Here is a 16,712-nt window from a genome sequence, read left to right on the forward strand (position 1 = left end):
GCCGAGCTGATGGCCCCGGCGACGGACGAGGGCCAGGTCGCGGACGCCTGGCCCTCGTCACCGGCCCAGGGCTCAGCGGCGGCCCCAGCCGGCGGGCGGGGCGATCTTGCCGGTCATGATGCGGGAGTACTCGATGTTGCGCGAGCAGAGCGTCGGCGTCGCGAAGTCGAGGATGTTGGTCTCGATCAGGGTGACCCAGCCCATGGTTCCGTCGGTGTCGGACGGGACCTGCATGGTCACCCAGATCTCGATGGCCGCCCGGTTGCCGGAGACGATGGGCGTGCCCTGGATGCCGGACATGCCGGTCTGCGGTGCGGTGACGCCGACCCAGTAGTCGTGGATCTGCCGGCTGCCGCGGAACATCTGGTCGGGCACGGACGGGACGGACTGGTACTCGGCGTCGGGGGTGAAGAGCCGGACGACGGCGTCCGCGTCCTTGGTCTGCCAGGCCTTGAGGTAGGCGGTCATCCAGCGGGTCACGTCGCGCTCGCGCAGGGCGGGGGTGTGGGCGGCGGCGGGGACCGCAGTGGCGGCGACGACGGCCGCGGGCACCGCGGTCGCCAGGCCCACGCGGAGCATCGTGCGGCGGTCGGGGAGAGCGGGCATGGTGCGGTTCCTCCTGGGGTCGGCGGACGGCTCGCGGTGGCACCGGGCGGCAAACGGCACGAGGGGAGGGTGCGGGGAGGGAGGGTGTGCCGTCGGGGGGTTGCACGCCCGGTGCGCTGGATCAGGATAGGTCGGGCTCGGGTCGGGAGCGGCCGGTGGTGGTGAAAGTCCAGGTCACAGCGTTCAGTTGAGGAAGTGTCATGAGATAGCCGCACGACCGTTCGTCCATGATGTAGCGTCAGTGCATCGACGGTCGAAGAGAAAAGGGGAGCGCGATGGACATCCGGGCCCTGCACACCCGGGCGCTGGAGCTGGCCACCGAGGTGGTCGACCAGGTCACCGCCGACCAGCTGAGGCGGCCCACGCCCTGCGCCGACTGGCGGTTGGGGGAGCTGCTGGCGCACATGATCGGCCAGAACCACGGCTTCGCGGCCGCCGCCCGCGGCCTGGGGGACGATCTCCACCAGTGGCGCGACCGCCCCTTTCCGGGGGCGCCGGCGCGCAGTTGGGCGGTCTCGGTCGCGGACGTCGCCGAGGCCTTCGCCACGGCCGCGACTCCGCTGCGGATCCCGGAGATCCGGCCAGGCACGGACATCCCCGCCGAGACCGCGATCTCCTTCCACTACCTGGACACCCTGGTGCACGGCTGGGATGCGGCCGTCACGCTCGGCCTGCCGTTCGAGCCACCGCCGGAGCTGGTCCGGGCGGTCCTGGCGGTGGCCGTCCGGGTGCCCGCCGGGCCGGACGACCGCCGGCCCGGCGCGGCGTTCCGGGGGGTGCTGACGCTCGACACCGGCGCGCCCGAGTTCCACCAGGTGCTGGCCCTGCTCGGCCGGGACCCCGGCTGGCGGCCCGCCGGGCAGCGGGTGTAGCCACCGCTCACCGGCAGCCGGCGTGACGGCCGCTCACCCGGCAGCCGGTGTGACGGCCGCTCAGCGGCGCAGCGCGTCGTGGCCGGACAAGGCCGTCCAGCGGCGCAGTTCCTCGTAGCCGAACAGCCCGGCCAGCAGCACGGCGATGACGGCGGTCTGGACCGCCCCGCAGTACAGGTGGCCGAGCAGCGTGGTGGCCCCGGCCGCCGGGGCGGCCAGCAGGCGGGGCAGTCGGGGCGTCAGCTCCAGGGCCCGCCGGATCGCCGTGTTGGTGGCCAGGTAGAGCACCACTCCGCCGGCCAGCGCGCCGGCGAACGGCCAGGTCAGCGGCTCGGTCGGGGCGTCGAGCGCGACCCGGATGCCGGCCGTGAAGAGCAGCACCCCGAGCAGCAGCCCGTAGTGGCCGAGGTTGTAGACGCTGACCGCGATCCGGTTGCGCGCATCGTCCGGCAGGCCTGCCAGGATCCGTTCGGCCCGCTCGTCGTCGTCATGCCCGAAGTACGCCCACCAGAGGCCGACGCAGACCGCCAGCGCGAGCAGCGCGGTGGTGAGCGGGCCGGCCGACAGGCTGCCGGCGCCGGTGCCCAGGGCGATCACCGACTCACCGAAGGCAATGATGATCACCAGGCCGTGCCGCTCCACGAAATGGTCGGCGCGCAGCTGGAAGTTGGGCAGGTCGATCACCCGGGGGTGACGAACTGCAGGGCGAAGGCCAGTGTCCAGACGCTGAGCTGCGCCGACCCGGTGAGGTATCCGCCGAACACCACCACGCTGGCGTTCGCCGTGTTGAGCACGCCCATCCGCACCACCGTGTACCGGGCCACGCCGTGCACCGCGAACATCCCCGTGTGCAGCACCACCACGACCAGGTAGGCCCAGCCGAAGGCGATGCCCTCGCCCTCGAAGGCGTGCGGAATGGTCAGTGCGATCACCAGGAAGCTCACCATGGTGAGCAGCAGCAGCCCGCGCCTGGGGTGGGTGTGGGGCGGCATCGCGTTGGTGACCCAGGTGAACGCGTCGTACATCCACCAGATCACCGCCAGCATCACCACCACCCTCAACAGGCCGGACACGCTGAGGTGGTGCACCAGACTGGAGCTCAGCTGGGTGATGGTGAAGACGAAGACGAGATCGAGGAAGAGCTCCAGCGGCGAGACCCTGAGCGTGTCCGGCTGAAGCGTGTCGGATTCGGAGGTCACTTCGGTGGTCACCACGGGAGTATCGGGCACGCGTTCGCCAACCGGGCGAACGGGGTATCGGATGACGGCGTGTCAGGCGGTCCGAGGGGTGTCAGTCGAGGTCGCCGGGCCGCTCGCGTCCACCGGCCCGGCGGAACTCGGTGGGCGCCATGCCGACCCGGCGGCTGAACAGCCGGGTGAAGTACGCCGGGTCGTGGTAGCCGACCGCCCGGGACACCTCGCGCACCGAGTGGTCGGTGGCGAGCAGCAGCCGCTTGGCCCGCGACAGCCGGGCACGCAGGATGTACTCCTTCGGCGTCGCCCCGGTGGCCCGCTGCACCTCGCCGCGCAGCGCCGCCTCGTCCAGTCCGAGCCGCCGGGCGTGCTCGCCCACGGTGAGCGGTTGCACCGCGTGCTCGTCGAGGTAGCGGACCACCTGGGAGAGGTCGGCGTCCACCCGGCCGACCAGCAGCTGGGCGAGCAGCTGGTGGACCAGGGCGGCCGCCACCACGTCGCGGTGGGCCGCACCGCTGCGCACCGCCAGGGCCAGCCGGTCGAAGATCCGCAGCAGCTCCCGCACCCCGGGGCCGAGCGGCACCACAGGCCGCTCCCGGTCCAGGCCGCCGAGCGCCTCATGGGCCCCGGCCGCCGGGCCGTCGAACAGCACCCAGCGCTCCGACCAGCCCGTCTGGTCCGGTTGGTAGGCGTGGTAGAGCCCGGGGAAGACCACGAAGGCCGCGGGCGCCCGCACCGGCAGCCGGCGGCGCGGCCGGTCCCCCCACTCCAGCCAGCCGGCACCCCGGGTGACCAGCATCAGGCCGTAGCAGTTCAGCACCCGGCCGTCGAACTCCATCCGCCGCACCTGCTGCCAGCCCACGCCCAGGCAGACCAGGCCGAGCCTGCGGTGCTCCGCGGACGGGGTCAGATACTGCGCGAAGCTGCGCACGGATCCTCCTGGCGCGTCCTGGAAGGGGGATCCAGGATGCCGCCGGGGGCCTCGGAAAGTCCAAGGAATGGACAACAGTCGTGGTCAGCGCGGTGCGGGCGGCCGCAGAGAAGTCCATGGTCTGCTGGAGAAGAGTTCAACCGCGGTGCCCCGCCGCCCGCGAGCATGGAGCCCGACCGGGAACACGACCACGAGGAGTCCGCTGCCGATGCCCAGCCTGACCTACGACCGGGACGGCTTCGCCCTGGACGGCGCGCCGCTGCGGATCCTCTCCGGCGCCCTGCACTACTTCCGGGTGCTGCCCGAGCAGTGGGACGACCGGCTCGCCCTGCTGCGTGCGATGGGCCTCAACACCGTTGAGACCTACGTGCCGTGGAACCTGCACGAGCCGAGCCCGGGGACGTACGACTTCACCGGCCGGCTCGACCTGGCGGCCTTCCTGCGGGCCGCCGAGCGCCAGGGCCTGCACGCACTGGTCCGGCCCGGCCCGTACATCTGCGCCGAATGGGAGTTCGGCGGGCTGCCGGCCTGGCTGCTGAAGGACCCTGGGATCCGGCTGCGCTGCGGCCACCCCGGCTACCTGGCCGCCGTGGACCGCTGGTTCGACGAACTGCTGCCCCGGCTGCTGCCGCTGCTCGCCGAGGAGGGCGGGCCGGTGCTGGCGCTCCAGGTGGAGAACGAGTACGGCTCCTACGGCACCGACGCCGACTACCTGCGCCACCTGGCCGACGGGCTGCGCCGGCGCGGCGCGCCGAGCCTGCTGTTCACCTCGGACGGCCCGGAGCACTCGATGCTGCAGGGCGGCATCCTGCCCGGCGTGCTGCCGACCGCCAACTTCGGCGACCGGGCGGCGGAGTCCTTCGCGGTGCTGCACGAGTACGCCCCGGACGCGCCGCCGGTCTGCATGGAGTTCTGGAACGGCTGGTTCGACCACTGGGGCGAGCGGCACCACACCAGGGACGCGGCGGACGCCGCCCGGGTGCTGGACGAGATGCTCGCGGCCGGCGCCTCCGTCAACCTCTACATGGCCCACGGCGGCACCAACTTCGGCCTGCTGAACGGCGCCAACCTCACCGACGGCCGCCTGGAGCCGACCGTCACCAGCTATGACTACGACGCCGCGATCAGCGAGGACGGCCGACCCACCGCCAAGTTCTGGGCGCTGCGCGAAGTGCTCGGCAAGTACACCGAGTTGCCGCCGCCGCCGGCCGACACCGCGCCCGAGCGGCTGGCCCCGCGCACCCTGGCGCTCGGCGACCCGCGGCCGCTGCTCGAGCTGGCCGCGGCGACGGTCGAGCCGGTGCGGGCGCCGTACCCGATGGGCATGGAGGAACTCGACCAGTCCTACGGCTTCGTGCTCTACCGCTGCCACGTCAGCGGGCCCCGGGAGCCCGAGGAGCTGGTGGTGGACGGTCTGGGCGACCGGGCCCAGGTGTTCCTGGACGGCCGCCCGGTCGGGGTGTTGGACCGCACCGGCCGCACCGGCGGCCCGATCGAGCCGGCGGTGCCGGCCGGCGGCGCATGGCTCGACCTGCTGGTGGAGAACCTGGGCCGGGTCAACTACGGCCCCGGGTTGGCCGATCGCAAGGGCATCACCGGCGGGGTGCGGCTGGGGCGGCAGCTGCTGATGGGGTGGCAGATGTTCCCGCTGCCGCTCGACGACCCCGGGGCGTCCTGGAAGGCGGCCTGGGACTCGGCGGCAGCCGTTCCGGTGGCCGGCCAACCGGTGCTGCGGCGCGCCGAGTTCGACGTCGAGGAGCCGGCCGACACCTTCGTGCACACCGCCGGCCACGGCAAGGGCCTGTGCTGGGTGAACGGCTTCCTGCTCGGCCGGTTCTGGGACATCGGCCCGCAGCAGACCCTCTACCTGCCCGCCCCGCTGCTGCGGCCGGGCCGCAACGAGCTGGTGCTGCTGGAGCTGGACGGCCCGCGCGGGGACGGCCTCGACCTGGTGGCCGAGCCGGTGCTGGACCGGCTCGGGCGCTGATCTGTCGTCAGGCCTGCCTGGTCGGCAGCACGATCGCCTGGCGCAGGTTCACCGCGGCCCGGCGGCTGGTCGTCCAGGCGATCAGGTCGGCGATGTCCTCGGCGGTCAGCGTCGGGATCGCCTTGAACATGCCGGCCAGCTGGTCGGCGAGTTCGGGATTGGCGACACCGTCGGCCAGCTCGCTCTCGGTCAGGCCGGGCTCGATGTTGGTCACCCGGACGTCCAGCGGGCCGAACTCGGTGCGCAGCACGGCGGACAGGTGGCTCAGCGCGGCCTTGGTGGCGCCGTACACGGCATAGCCGGGGAACGGCACGTGGGCGCCGATCGAGGAGACGTTCACCAGGTCGGCGGTGCGGCCCGCGGCGGCCGCCGCCACCAGATCGGTGCGGAAGGCGTGGATCACCCGCAGCGCGCCGGTCAGATTGGTGTCGATCATCCGGGCCCAGTCGCCGTCGGGCTCGGAGCGCGGGTGCTCGGTGGCCACCGGGTTGGGCAGCATCACGCCGGCCGCGTTGACCACCAGGTCGACCTGGCCCCAGGCCTGGTGGACGGTGGCGGCGGCCCGGTCCACCGACTCCTGGTCGGTGACGTCCACCGGCACGGCCAGGGCCTGGCCGCCGGCCCCGGTGATCGCGGCGGCCAGCGCGTCGAGCCGGCCGGCCCGGCGGGCCAGCAGCGCCACCCGGGCGCCGTTGGCGGCGAGCAGCCTGGCAGTGGCCTCGCCCATGCCGGAGGCGGCTCCGGTGATCACGGCGGTGCGGTCGGCGAGCGCGGGGTAGTGGGACATGCGGGGCTCCGTATCGGAAGAAGTCTGGTGCGGTGCTGACGACTTCAATGCTGCGGCCGGGCAGCGCGGCGACCCAGGGTGGCGTTGTTCCTGGGTCTGCCGGACCCAGGATCGGCCGCCGCGGTCCCGGACCGCCGGAAGCCGGAACGGCTGTCGCCCGGGCGGCCTAATCTGGATCGCATGGAGAACACGCTGGGGGAGTTCCTGCGATCGCGTCGGGCCCGGATCCGGCCGGAGGAGGTCGGGCTGCCGTCGTACGGGCGGCGCCGGGTGCCGGGGCTGCGCCGCGAGGAGGTCGCGCAGCTGGCCGGGGTCAGCGCGGACTACTACGTGAGGCTGGAGCAGGGGCGCGGGCCGAGCGTCTCGGACGCGGTGCTGGACGCGGTGGCGCGGGTGCTGGGGCTGAACGGGGTGGAGCGCGAGCACCTGGGGCTGCTGGCCCGGCCGCCGCGCGACGGGGTGCGGCCGGCCGCGCCGGGCGGTGAGGCTGCGGTGCGGCCGGGGGTGCGGCTGCTGCTGGACCGGATGACGGAGGTGCCGGCGTTCGTGCTCGGCCGGCGGATGGACGTGATCGCCTGGAACGCGCTGGGGGACGCGGTGAACGGCTTCGCCGCGCTGCCCCCCGGAGAGCGCAACCAGGCCTGGCAGGCGTTCCGGAACCCGCGGGCCCGGGAGTTCTACGCGCAGTGGCCGACGGTGGCCGAGGAGACCGTGTCCTATCTGCGGTTGGACGCCGGGCGGCACCCCGACGACCCCAGGCTGGCCGAGCTCGTCGACGAACTCTGCGAGCACAGCCCGGAGTTCCGCCGGCTCTGGGCCGACCATGAGGTGCGGGAGAAGAGTTGGGGGCGCAAGGTGCTGCGGCACCCGCTGGTCGGGGAGTTGGACTTCGGCTACGAGACGCTGGCGCTGCCGGGCGAGACGGAGCAGCGGCTGGTGGCCTACACAGCGGAGCCGGCCGGCCCGACCGCGCAACGGCTTGCGCTGCTGGCGAGTTGGGCGGCCGGACCGGCCGAGCAGCTGGAGGTGGACGCATGACCGGGCAGCGGGCCGGCGGCCCGATCGAGTGGCTGACCGTGGCGAGTCCGCTGCCCAGCGGGCCGTTGGCGGTCGGGGTGACCGAACTCGGGGTCGCCGCAGTGCAGTTCCTGGCCGACACCCTGCCGGCCGGCCTGCCGCAGGCCCGCGACGAGCGCCGCACGGCGGCCGTGTGCGCCGCCTTCGAGGCCTACTTCGCGGGCCGCGCACGCCGGTTCGAGCTGCCGCTGGACTGGCGGCTGACCGACGGGCCGCACCGCACCGTGCTGCAGGCGCTGCACGGCACCGTGCCCTACGGCGAGACCGTGACGTATGGTCAACTGGCCCGGCGCAGCGAGGCGTTCCCCGATCTCGCGGAGAGCCCGGGGCTGGCGGCGCGGGCGGTCGGCCAGATGATGGGCGCCAATCCGCTGCCGGTGCTGGTGCCCTGCCACCGGGTGGTGGCGGCGGACGGGCTGGGCGGGTTCGGCAGCGGGCGGGTCGGGCTGGACGTGAAGCGCTGGCTGCTGACCCTGGAGGGCTGGCTGGCCCCGACCCTGGACTGGGACGGGCCGAGCTGAGCCGATCCGAGCTGCGGGTATTGTGGCCGGCCCCGAAACAGTAATGGGCGGCCACCGAACATCAATCGAGCACGATAGCTAATCATACTAATTGCTCCAACCGATCAATCACTCGTACGAGTGATTGCGGCTCGGTATGGCGTGGCGCGACCCTGGAATCAAGCAGTCCATATCTCGCTTGGGGGAGGGTTTTGTCATGACAACCGAAGCCACCGTTGGCATTCCGGCGCCCAGTTCCGAACCGTCCGATGTGCAGCAGAGCCTCGCGACAGCGGCGGCTCGCAACCTTGCCACCACCACCAAGTCCGAACCGCAGATGCAGGGCATCAGCTCCCGCTGGCTGCTCCGGATGCTGCCCTGGGTCGAGGTCGGCGCCGGCACCTACCGGGTGAACCGCCGGCTGAGCTATGCGGTCGGCCGGGGGCGGGTGAGCTTCGTCAAGACCGGCGCCCGGGTGAAGGTCTGGGCGCCGTCGCTGCGCGAGGTCCCGGTGCTGCGCGGCTTCGAGGACGACGCCCTGCTCGCCCAACTGGCCGACCGGTTCACCCAGCGCGACTTCCGGGCCGGTGAGGTGCTGGTCGAGGCCGGTCAGCCGATCAACGAGGTCTTCCTGATCGCGCACGGCAAGGTCAACCGGATCGGCAGCAGCAAGTACGGCGACAGCGATGCCGTGGTGGGCGTGCTGGCCGACGGCGACCACATCGGCGACGAGGCGCTGAGCGTGGCCGACGGCCTGTGGCCCTACAGCGTCACGGCGGCCACCGCCGGCACCGCGATGGCGCTCGCCTGGCCCGCCTTCCAGGAGCTCGCCGACCGCTCCGAGGCGCTGCGGGCTCACATCGCGCAGTTCCTCTCCGACGCCCAGCAGCCGCAGAGCAAGCACGGCGAGGCCGCGATCGAGCTGGCCGCCGGTCACGAGGGCGAGCACGAGCTGCCCGGCACCTTCGTGGACTACGAGCTGGAGCCCCGCGAGTACGAGTTGAGCGTGGCGCAGACGGTGCTGCGGGTGCACAGCCGGGTCGCCGACCTCTACAACGACCCGATGAACCAGGTCGAGCAGCAGTTGAAGCTCACCGTCGAGGCGCTGCGCGAGCGCCAGGAGCACGAGCTGATCAACAACCCGGAGTTCGGTCTGCTGCAGAACGCCGACTACGACCAGCGGATCCAGACCCACTCCGGTGCTCCCACCCCCGACGACATGGACGAGCTGCTCAGCCGCCGCCGCGGCACCCGGTTCTTCCTGGCACACCCGAAGGCCATCGCCGCGTTCGGCCGGGAGTGCAGTGCCCGCGGCCTCTATCCGGACACCGTCGAGGTCGAGGGCCAGCGGGTGCCGGCCTGGCGCGGGGTGCCGATCCTGCGGTGCAACAAGATCCCGCTCGTGGACGGGCACACCACCTCGATCCTGGCGATGCGCATCGGCGAGGACAAGCAGGGCGTCATCGGCCTGCGCCAGACCGGAATCCCGGACGAGGTCGAGCCCGGCCTGAATGTCCGGTTCATGGGAATCAATGAAAAGGCCATCATTTCCTACCTGGTGAGCGCCTACTATTCGGCGGCCATTCTGGTGCCCGATGCCATCGGCGTTCTGGAGAACGTCGAAGTCGCCCGTCCGCGCGACTGACTCCCATATCGCGGTGCCGCCCCGGGGAGTTCCGCGGGGCGGCACCGCGACGGGGCTCAATCAAACCAATGACCGATTTTCTGGGGGGCCGGAACCCATGGGCATCGATACGCTCAACCGGGGTGAGAACCATCGAGAGGAGCACGCGGTCGGCCTGGGCGGCGCGGCGCCGCGTGACGACGACCAGGCCGCCGAGCTGCTCGCCCGAGCCCGCGGCGCGGTCGACCCGGCACTGAAGGCCGCAGTCGACACCATGCCGGAGTCCATGGCCCGGATCGCCGCCTACCACTTCGGCTGGCGCGAGGCCGATGGCTCGCCCGCCAGCGCCGACCCGGGCAAGGCCATCCGCCCGGCGCTGGTGCTGGCCGCCGCTCAGGCTTGCGCCGCCGCCGGCACCGCAGGGGTGCAGACCGCCGCCGACACCGTGGGGCTGCAGACCGCCGCCGTCCCCGCTGCCGCGGCCGTCGAGCTGGTGCACAACTTCACCCTGCTCCACGACGATGTGATCGACCGCGACGAGACGCGCCGTCACCGACCCACCGCCTGGCGGGTGTTCGGCGCCACCGAAGCGATCCTGGCCGGCGACGCGCTGCACTCGCTGGCGCTGCGCACCCTGGCCGAGGACGGCCACGCGGCCGCCGGCCCCGCGATGCGCCGGCTGGCCGACTGCGTGGTCGAGCTCTGCGGCGGCCAGCAGGCGGACTGCGCCTTCGAGCAGCGCAGCGCGGTCTCGCTGGCGGAGTGCCTGGCCATGGCCGAGGCCAAGACCGGCGCCCTGCTCGGCAGCGCCTGTGCGATCGGCGCGCTCTACGGCGGGGCCGACGAGAAGGCCGCCGATGCGATGGACGCCTTCGGGCGGCAGATCGGCCTGGCCTTCCAGCTGATCGACGACCTGATCGGCATCTGGGGGGATCCGGCCGTCACCGGGAAGCCGGCCGGTGCCGATCTGCTGGTCCGCAAGAAGTCGCTGCCGGTGGTGGCCGCGCTCGGCTCCGGTACTCCCGCCGGGGCCGAACTCGCCGAGATCTACGCGCTGGACCGGCCGCTCACCCCGGCGGAGGTGCGCCGCGCCGCCGACGCGGTGGAGAGGGCCGGCGGCCGCGCCTGGGCGCAGGGCGCCTCCTGCGAGCGGATGGCCGCCGCCATCGAGCACCTGGCCCTGGCGGTGCCCGAGCCGGCCGCCACCGACGACCTGCTGGCCCTCGCCGAGCTGGTCACCCGCCGCAACCGCTGACCGTTCCGCTACCGGAATCCGCCCGCACCGCTGACCCTCCTGCGACCGGTATCCGTCCAACACCGCTGACCGTCCCGCTACCGGCATCCGCCGCAACTGCTGACCGTCCCGCCGCCGGGCATCCGCCCGCACCGCTCACCATCCCACCGCCGGGCATCCGCCGCGGGCGCTGACCCTCGCAGTTCCGGGCATCCCCCGTGCCCGTTTCCCGAGTTCACCGTCACCTGCCGCAGCCGGCCCTGGGTACCGCGCTGCCCTGACGCAGAAGGCTCACCCCATGAGTTCTGCCGACATCGGCATCACCGTCATCGTGCTGGCCCTGTTGGCCGTCGCCCTCAAGCTGCTGCAGCGCTGGGTCCCGCACCACATCCGGGAGACCCACAACGACGTGGCGGGATTCATCTTCGCCGCCGTCGGCGTGCTCTACGCGGTGCTGCTCGCCTTCGTGGTGGTCACCGTCTGGAACAACAACGACGCGGCCCGCAAGACCACCTTCCAGGAGGCCGACGCGCTGGCCGACATCTACTGGATCTCCCGCGAACTGCCCGCCCCGCTCGGCCCGCAGCTGGAGCAGCAGACCCTCGCCTACGCCCGGACCGTGGAGGACACCGAGTGGCCGATGATGGCCCATCACAAGAGTGACCCGGCGGCCACCGATCTGGTTTACCAGATCCGCAGCAGCGTCTTCTCGATCAAGCCCGACGGCGCCGCGCAGCAGGTCCTCTACGACCACGTGGTGAGTCACCTGGAGGACCTGGCCTCGCAGCGCCGCGAGCGGCTCAACCAGGTGGACGACGAAGTCCCGGCGCTGCTCTGGGTGGCGCTGATCGTGGGTGGGGTGCTCACGGTGGGCTTCACGTTCCTCTTCGGGCTCTCCAACACCTTGGCGCACACCTTGATGATCCTGTCGCTGGGCGCCCTGGTGGTGGTCTCGCTGCTGCTGATCAAGGAGATGAACTTCCCGTTCACCGGCGTCACGGCGGTGAAGCCGACCGCCTTCGACGTCTTCCTGCAACGGCTCCCACCGCCGCGCACCTGAGCCAACCTACGGTGTGCCAATCGCAGTTCGGGTGGCACACCGTCATCGCCGGGTCAGCCCTGGTGGGCGGCGAGGATCCGCTGCTCCTTCTCCGGGTCGATCCCGATCGGCTCGCTGCCCTGGGTGTAGGGGGTCTGGCGCGGTCCGCGCTCCTGGAGCCAGGCCCAGGTGGCCGCGACCGTCTCCTCGATCGGGCGGCAGCGCAGCCCGGCGGCCACCGCCTTGCCGCTGTCGGCCCGCCAGATGCCGGCGGCGTCGCCCTGTTCCGCTGCCCAGAGCGGGAGTTCGGACCACTCCTCGATGTCGGCGGCGGCCAGCTCCCGGTCCGGCACCCAGACCAACTCGGCGCCGGAGCCGGTCACTTCGACGCAGGCCGCCAGCATCTGCCCGTAGCTGCTGGAGCCGGGCAGCGCCGTGGTGATGAAGCTGCCGCGCTGGCCGCGCTCGGCCAGTCCCAGGCCGAAGTCCGCGAAGTCCGCCGCGTCGATCAGCTGGATCGGCAGGTCGGGCCGACCGGGCGCGAGCACCCGGCCGCCGCGGGCGATCCGCTCCAGCCACCAGGGCAACCGGCCGACGTTCTCATGCGGTCCGACCAGCAGCCCGCAGTTGAGCAGCAGCGAGCGCTCGGCCCCGAACTCGGCCAGCACGGCCCGCTCGCAGCCCGCCTTCAAGCCGGTGCTGAACGGCAGGTCGGGCACTGGGGGCCCGTCCCAGGCGAAGCCTGGGAAGTCGGCCGAGCACTCGTGCAGGGGCGAGTCCTCGTCCACCGCCCGGGCCGGCCAGTCGGCGAAGGCGTGCACCGAGGAGACGAAGAGGTAGCGGTCCGCATGGTCCTTCAGCAGCGCGGCCGAGCGGCGCACGGTGTGCGGCTGCTGGCCGCTGGTGTCGATCACCAAGTCCCACCGCGACCGCCCGGTGACCAGCGCCGCCAAGTCCGCCGCCACCGCCCGGTCGCCCCGGACGGCCTCCACCCCCGGCAGGTCCGGCCCGGACCGGCCGCGGTTGAAGGTGGTGACCTGGTGGCCGCGGGCCAGTGCTTCGACGGCGAAGGCGCGGCCGAGGAAGACCGAGCCGCCGAGAATCAGGATTCGCATGGAGGAGAGCATGCCGGTCAACCGCTCACCGGAGGACGGGCGTTCGCGGGCGGCTCAGCGTGTTCGCCCGCGGCGAAGCGGCGCCGGGGGTCGCCCGAGAGCGGATTGTCATCGGCTTCTCATCTGTTGCGTGCAACGTGAGGGTCGAGCTGGGCAGTCGATAAGAACGCGACGGGAAAGTGCCGGGACCGTTCAGCGTGCGGGTGACGAGGGCGAGGGTGTGGACGTGGTGGAGCCGGGAGTGGACGCGCTGGTCGGACCGGAGGGCGTCGGCGCGACGGTCGGCTGGGCGGACGGCGTGATCGACGAGCCGGTGGCCGACGGGCTGGGCGACGTGGGAGACGGACTGGTCGGCGGTCCGGATGTCGGGCTGGCGCTCGGGCTGGCGCTGCTGCTCGGCGCGGTGCTGGCGCTGCTGCCCGCGCTGGCGCCGTCCGAGGGGATCGCGCTGGCGCTGCCGCTCGGGTTCGCGCTCGGGCTGGGCGTGAAGCCGCTCGGCGAGGAGGCCACCGGGGTCGGCACCCCGCGCAGGCCCGGCCCGCCCGTCAGCGTGACCACGGCCTGGGAGGGCGGCAGCGAGATCTGCGCCGCCCAGTCGTCGACCGGGGCGCGCTGATCGTCCACCGTGACGATGACGGTGATGCGCTGGCCGGGCTCCAGGGTGCCGGAGTCCCGGCTCAGCCGGAGCCAGTCGCAGCTGACCACGGCGTGCCAGTCGAGTGCGGAGGTGCCGGTGTTGGTCAGGGTGAGCACGGTGCGTTTGCCGTAGCCCGCCGCCTCTACCCGCAGCGCGCTGGCGGCGGGGAGCGGGACGGGGCTCAGCAGCGGGCTGGAGAGCGGCACGGCGCCGGGAGCGGGCACCGGGACGGCGGGTCCCAGCACCGGCGGCAGCAACGTTTCTGCACCGTTGGTGGTCGTCTCCACCAGGGCGGCCGGCACGCCGCGGATGGCGGTGCCCGGGGTGGGCGTCGGCAGCGGTACGAGCGGCGCGGTGGTGTCGTCGTCCTGCGGGCCCGGCGCCGGGGCCGGGGTGTCCACCCGGACCGAGGAGACCGTCGCGGCCCCCGTCGCCGTCGTGTCGCCCTGGTGCGCCATCCAGAGCGCGGTCAGCGGCGCCGCCAGCACCGCCGCCAACACGCCCGTGGTGAGCGCGCGTTGACGCATCAGCACCAGCCGCGCGGGCAGCTCGCAGCCGTGCCGCCGCAGCCTGCCGGGCGCGCGGTGGCGGGGGAAGCCGTCCGGGTCGAAGTGCACCTGGGGCAGCGGTGTGGTGGGGTCGAAGGCCTGGTGGAGATCGTCCGGCGCCGGGAGCAGCCGCGGCTCGGCGGCCGGCGCCTCGGCCCGGTCGGCGATGCCGCGACAGGTCGGGCAGCCGGCCAGATGGCCCACCAGCTCCCGCCGCAGGGCCGGCCCCAGCACCGGCGGCCGGCGCGGCCCGCCGCCGGTGCCGCCGAGCCGGGCCAGCTCCGGGCAGCCGCCGCAAGCGAGCACCAGCAGCGCCCGGCGGGTGGCGGCCAGCTCGGCGCGGGCCGCGGCGAGCAACCGGGCCGCCTCGGCGGCGGGCAGGTCGAGGACGGCGGCGAGCTCGGCCTCGTCCAGCCCGTGACGCAGGGACAGCTCCAGCGCCTCGCGCTGCTCGGCCGGCAGCCCCGCTGCCTCCGGCCAGGCGAGCCCGGCCAGCTCGTCGGCCACCGCGCCGCCCGCCTCGGACAGGCGCCGGACGCAGGCGTAGCGGGCGGCGGAGTAGAGCCAGGCGCGGTGCAGGGCGGGGTCGATGCGGCCCGCGCCGCCGCCGCGGGCCAGCTCGCGCACCTCCAGGACGGCGGCCACGGCTGCCGGGCGCTCGCAGAGCACCGACAGGCAGTAGGTGTAGAGGCCGTCCAGTCGGCGGCCGTAGCTGGTGAGCATCGTCTCGGAGGTCACGGGTCGAACAGTAGGGAGTGGGCCCGCCAGGCCCTGGAGCATCGCCGCCCTTGTACTCCTTTCGGGTAACAGCAGCGCGATCCCCGTGACGTCCCGGCCAGTCGGGCAGCGGGAGCGCGGTCCCCGTGGCGCCGCATTGTCGGTGCCACCCGCTACCGTGGCGCGCATGGCAGCCCGTACCTCGAAGACCACCGCCAAGCCCCGTCCGGCCTACCGCTGCACGGAGTGCGGCAACCAGCTGCCCAAGTGGGTCGGCCGGTGCCCGGAGTGCAACGCCTGGGGCACGGTGGAGGAGTACGGCGCGGTGCCGATCCGGACCACCGCCGCAGGCCCGGTCAGCTCCCCGGCCCGCCCGATCGGCCAGGTCGACGGCCAGGTGGCGACCGCCCGCTCCACCGGGGTGCCGGAGCTGGACCGGGTGCTGGGTGGCGGCCTGGTGCCGGGCGCGGTGGTGCTGCTGGCCGGCGAGCCCGGCGTCGGCAAGTCCACCCTGCTGCTGGACGTGGCCGCCAAGGCCGCCACCTCCCAGCACCGCACGCTCTATGTCACCGGTGAGGAGTCGGCCGGCCAGGTGCGGCTGCGGGCGGACCGGATCAACGCCCTCTCCGACCACCTCTACCTGGCCGCCGAGCAGGATCTGGGCGCCGTGCTCGGCCACATCGACCAGGTGAGCCCGGGCCTGCTGATCCTGGACTCGGTGCAGACCGTCGCCTCCGCCGAGCTGGACGGCGCGCCCGGCGGCCCGGCCCAGGTGCGCGAGGTGGCCGGGGCGCTGATCCGGGCGTCCAAGGAGCGCGGCATGGCCACCCTGCTGGTCGGCCACGTCACCAAGGACGGCCAGATCGCCGGGCCCCGCCTGCTGGAGCACCTGGTCGACGTGGTGCTCAGCTTCGAGGGCGACCGGCACGCCCGGCTGCGGATCATCCGCGGCGTCAAGAACCGGTACGGCGCCACCGACGAGGTCGGCTGCTTCGAGCTGCACGACGAGGGCATCGAGGGGTTGGCCGACCCGTCCGGCCTCTTCCTGACCCGCCGCGACAAGCCGGTGGCCGGCACCTGCCTGACCGTCACGCTGGAGGGCAAGCGCCCGCTGGTGGCCGAGGTGCAGGCGCTGATGGTGGATTCGCAGATCCCCTCGCCGCGCCGGACCACCTCGGGTCTGGAGTCGCCGCGGATCGCGATGATCCTGGCCGTGGTCGAGCGGCACGGCGGGATCAAGCTCGGCAAGCAGGACATCTACACCGCCACCGTCGGCGGGGTGAAGCTCACCGAGCCGTCGGCGGACCTGGCGGTGGCGCTCGCGGTGGCCAGTTCCTCCACCGACACCCCGCTGCCCAGCAACCTGGTGGCGATCGGCGAGGTCGGCCTGGCCGGCGAGGTGCGGCGGGTGACCGGGGTGCAGCGCCGGCTGGCCGAGGCGCACCGGCTGGGCTTCACCCACGCCCTGGTGCCGCCGGATCCGGGCAAGGTGCCGCCGGGCATGAAGGTGGTCGAGGTGGCCGATATCGGTGAGGCGCTGCGGGCCATTCCGGGGCGCCGCCGGTCCGCCGGGCGGCCCCGCGCCGAGCAGCGGCCGGCCCCCGAGCAGCCCCGTCCGGTGCCGCCACCGGCCGCCCATCCCGATGAGCTGATGGACGGCTGGGACCCGGTCGATTCGGACGAACTGGTCTGACCGAAGCACCGTCAGCGCCGCTGCACCGTAGACTTTGTCCTGTCCAGTACCAGATCGGACAGAAGCGAACGTGGGACCGGGGCTGAGATTCGGTCCGGATCGGGGCCGGAGGAGTCACCGTGGCAGCGAGCGACCGGGCGGAGAAGTCCCCC

The 16,712-nt window shown here is 73.3% G+C and carries 13 protein-coding genes and 1 pseudogene; 8 read left to right on the top strand and 6 right to left on the bottom strand.

Annotated features, from left to right (window positions below):
• Positions 1 to 72: 72 nt before the first annotated feature.
• The gene (locus E6W39_RS24550) at positions 73 to 606 is read right to left on the bottom strand and encodes a nuclear transport factor 2 family protein (RefSeq protein WP_141635372.1); all 534 of its coding nucleotides are present in this window, start codon (positions 604 to 606) and stop codon (positions 73 to 75) included.
• A gap of 275 nt (positions 607 to 881) precedes the next feature.
• Here E6W39_RS24550 and E6W39_RS24555 point away from each other — a divergent pair, with 275 nt between their 5' ends.
• Entirely contained in the window at positions 882 to 1,478 is a 597-nt protein-coding gene (locus E6W39_RS24555) for a TIGR03086 family metal-binding protein (RefSeq protein WP_141635373.1), read from the top strand.
• Between the two features lie 60 nt (positions 1,479 to 1,538).
• Here the strand turns inward: E6W39_RS24555 and E6W39_RS44265 are convergent.
• Both E6W39_RS44265 and E6W39_RS24565 read right to left on the bottom strand, forming a co-directional pair.
• A pseudogene (locus E6W39_RS44265) lies at positions 1,539 to 2,707 on the bottom strand (low temperature requirement protein A).
• Between the two features lie 61 nt (positions 2,708 to 2,768).
• Positions 2,769 to 3,602 (bottom strand): helix-turn-helix transcriptional regulator, encoded by an 834-nt coding sequence (locus E6W39_RS24565; protein ID WP_228718340.1) that lies wholly within the window; start codon positions 3,600 to 3,602, stop codon positions 2,769 to 2,771.
• Positions 3,603 to 3,810: 208 nt separating this feature from the next.
• On the opposite strand from E6W39_RS24565, the gene E6W39_RS24570 reads away from it, so the two are divergent.
• The gene (locus tag E6W39_RS24570) at positions 3,811 to 5,589 is read left to right on the top strand and encodes a glycoside hydrolase family 35 protein (RefSeq protein ID WP_141635375.1); all 1,779 of its coding nucleotides are present in this window, start codon (positions 3,811 to 3,813) and stop codon (positions 5,587 to 5,589) included.
• A gap of 7 nt (positions 5,590 to 5,596) precedes the next feature.
• Here E6W39_RS24570 and E6W39_RS24575 read toward each other — a convergent pair whose 3' ends face one another.
• The gene (locus tag E6W39_RS24575; RefSeq protein ID WP_141635376.1) at positions 5,597 to 6,376 is read right to left on the bottom strand and encodes an SDR family oxidoreductase; all 780 of its coding nucleotides are present in this window, start codon (positions 6,374 to 6,376) and stop codon (positions 5,597 to 5,599) included.
• Positions 6,377 to 6,556: 180 nt separating this feature from the next.
• Here E6W39_RS24575 and E6W39_RS24580 point away from each other — a divergent pair, with 180 nt between their 5' ends.
• The 5 genes from E6W39_RS24580 to E6W39_RS24600 all read left to right on the top strand — a co-directional run bounded on the left by E6W39_RS24580 (position 6,557) and on the right by E6W39_RS24600 (position 11,871).
• Positions 6,557 to 7,414: a helix-turn-helix transcriptional regulator gene (locus E6W39_RS24580; protein WP_141635377.1), complete on the top strand. Its 858-nt coding sequence runs from the start codon at positions 6,557 to 6,559 to the stop codon at positions 7,412 to 7,414.
• Positions 7,411 to 7,974: a methylated-DNA--[protein]-cysteine S-methyltransferase gene (locus tag E6W39_RS24585; RefSeq protein WP_141635378.1), complete on the top strand. Its 564-nt coding sequence runs from the start codon at positions 7,411 to 7,413 to the stop codon at positions 7,972 to 7,974. Before E6W39_RS24580 ends, E6W39_RS24585 begins: the two co-directional genes overlap by 4 nt.
• A 196-nt stretch (positions 7,975 to 8,170) precedes the next feature.
• Positions 8,171 to 9,598: a family 2B encapsulin nanocompartment shell protein gene (locus E6W39_RS24590; RefSeq protein WP_141635379.1), complete on the top strand. Its 1,428-nt coding sequence runs from the start codon at positions 8,171 to 8,173 to the stop codon at positions 9,596 to 9,598.
• Between the two features lie 97 nt (positions 9,599 to 9,695).
• Positions 9,696 to 10,832: a family 2 encapsulin nanocompartment cargo protein polyprenyl transferase gene (locus tag E6W39_RS24595; RefSeq protein ID WP_141635380.1), complete on the top strand. Its 1,137-nt coding sequence runs from the start codon at positions 9,696 to 9,698 to the stop codon at positions 10,830 to 10,832.
• 277 nt (positions 10,833 to 11,109) lie between these two features.
• On the top strand, positions 11,110 to 11,871 hold the full coding sequence (locus E6W39_RS24600) for a bestrophin-like domain (protein ID WP_141635381.1): 762 nt from the start codon (positions 11,110 to 11,112) through the stop codon (positions 11,869 to 11,871).
• A 53-nt stretch (positions 11,872 to 11,924) separates the two neighbouring features.
• Here the strand turns inward: E6W39_RS24600 and E6W39_RS24605 are convergent, their stop codons facing one another.
• Complete coding sequence (locus E6W39_RS24605; RefSeq protein WP_141635382.1) at positions 11,925 to 12,965, bottom strand: Rossmann-fold NAD(P)-binding domain-containing protein; 1,041 nt, start codon at positions 12,963 to 12,965, stop codon at positions 11,925 to 11,927.
• A gap of 192 nt (positions 12,966 to 13,157) precedes the next feature.
• Positions 13,158 to 14,888 carry a BACON domain-containing protein gene (locus tag E6W39_RS24610; RefSeq protein ID WP_141635383.1) on the bottom strand — a complete coding sequence of 577 codons (1,731 nt, stop codon included), beginning with the start codon at positions 14,886 to 14,888 and terminating at the stop codon, positions 13,158 to 13,160.
• Positions 14,889 to 15,054: 166 nt separating this feature from the next.
• On the opposite strand from E6W39_RS24610, the gene radA reads away from it, so the two are divergent.
• Positions 15,055 to 16,560 carry a DNA repair protein RadA gene (radA, locus tag E6W39_RS24615; RefSeq protein WP_141635384.1) on the top strand — a complete coding sequence of 502 codons (1,506 nt, stop codon included), beginning with the start codon at positions 15,055 to 15,057 and terminating at the stop codon, positions 16,558 to 16,560.
• Positions 16,561 to 16,712 lie beyond the last annotated feature (152 nt).

Origin of the sequence: Kitasatospora acidiphila, assembly GCF_006636205.1 — a bacterium.
In the GTDB taxonomy this organism is placed as follows: Bacteria; Actinomycetota; Actinomycetes; order Streptomycetales; family Streptomycetaceae; genus Kitasatospora; species Kitasatospora acidiphila.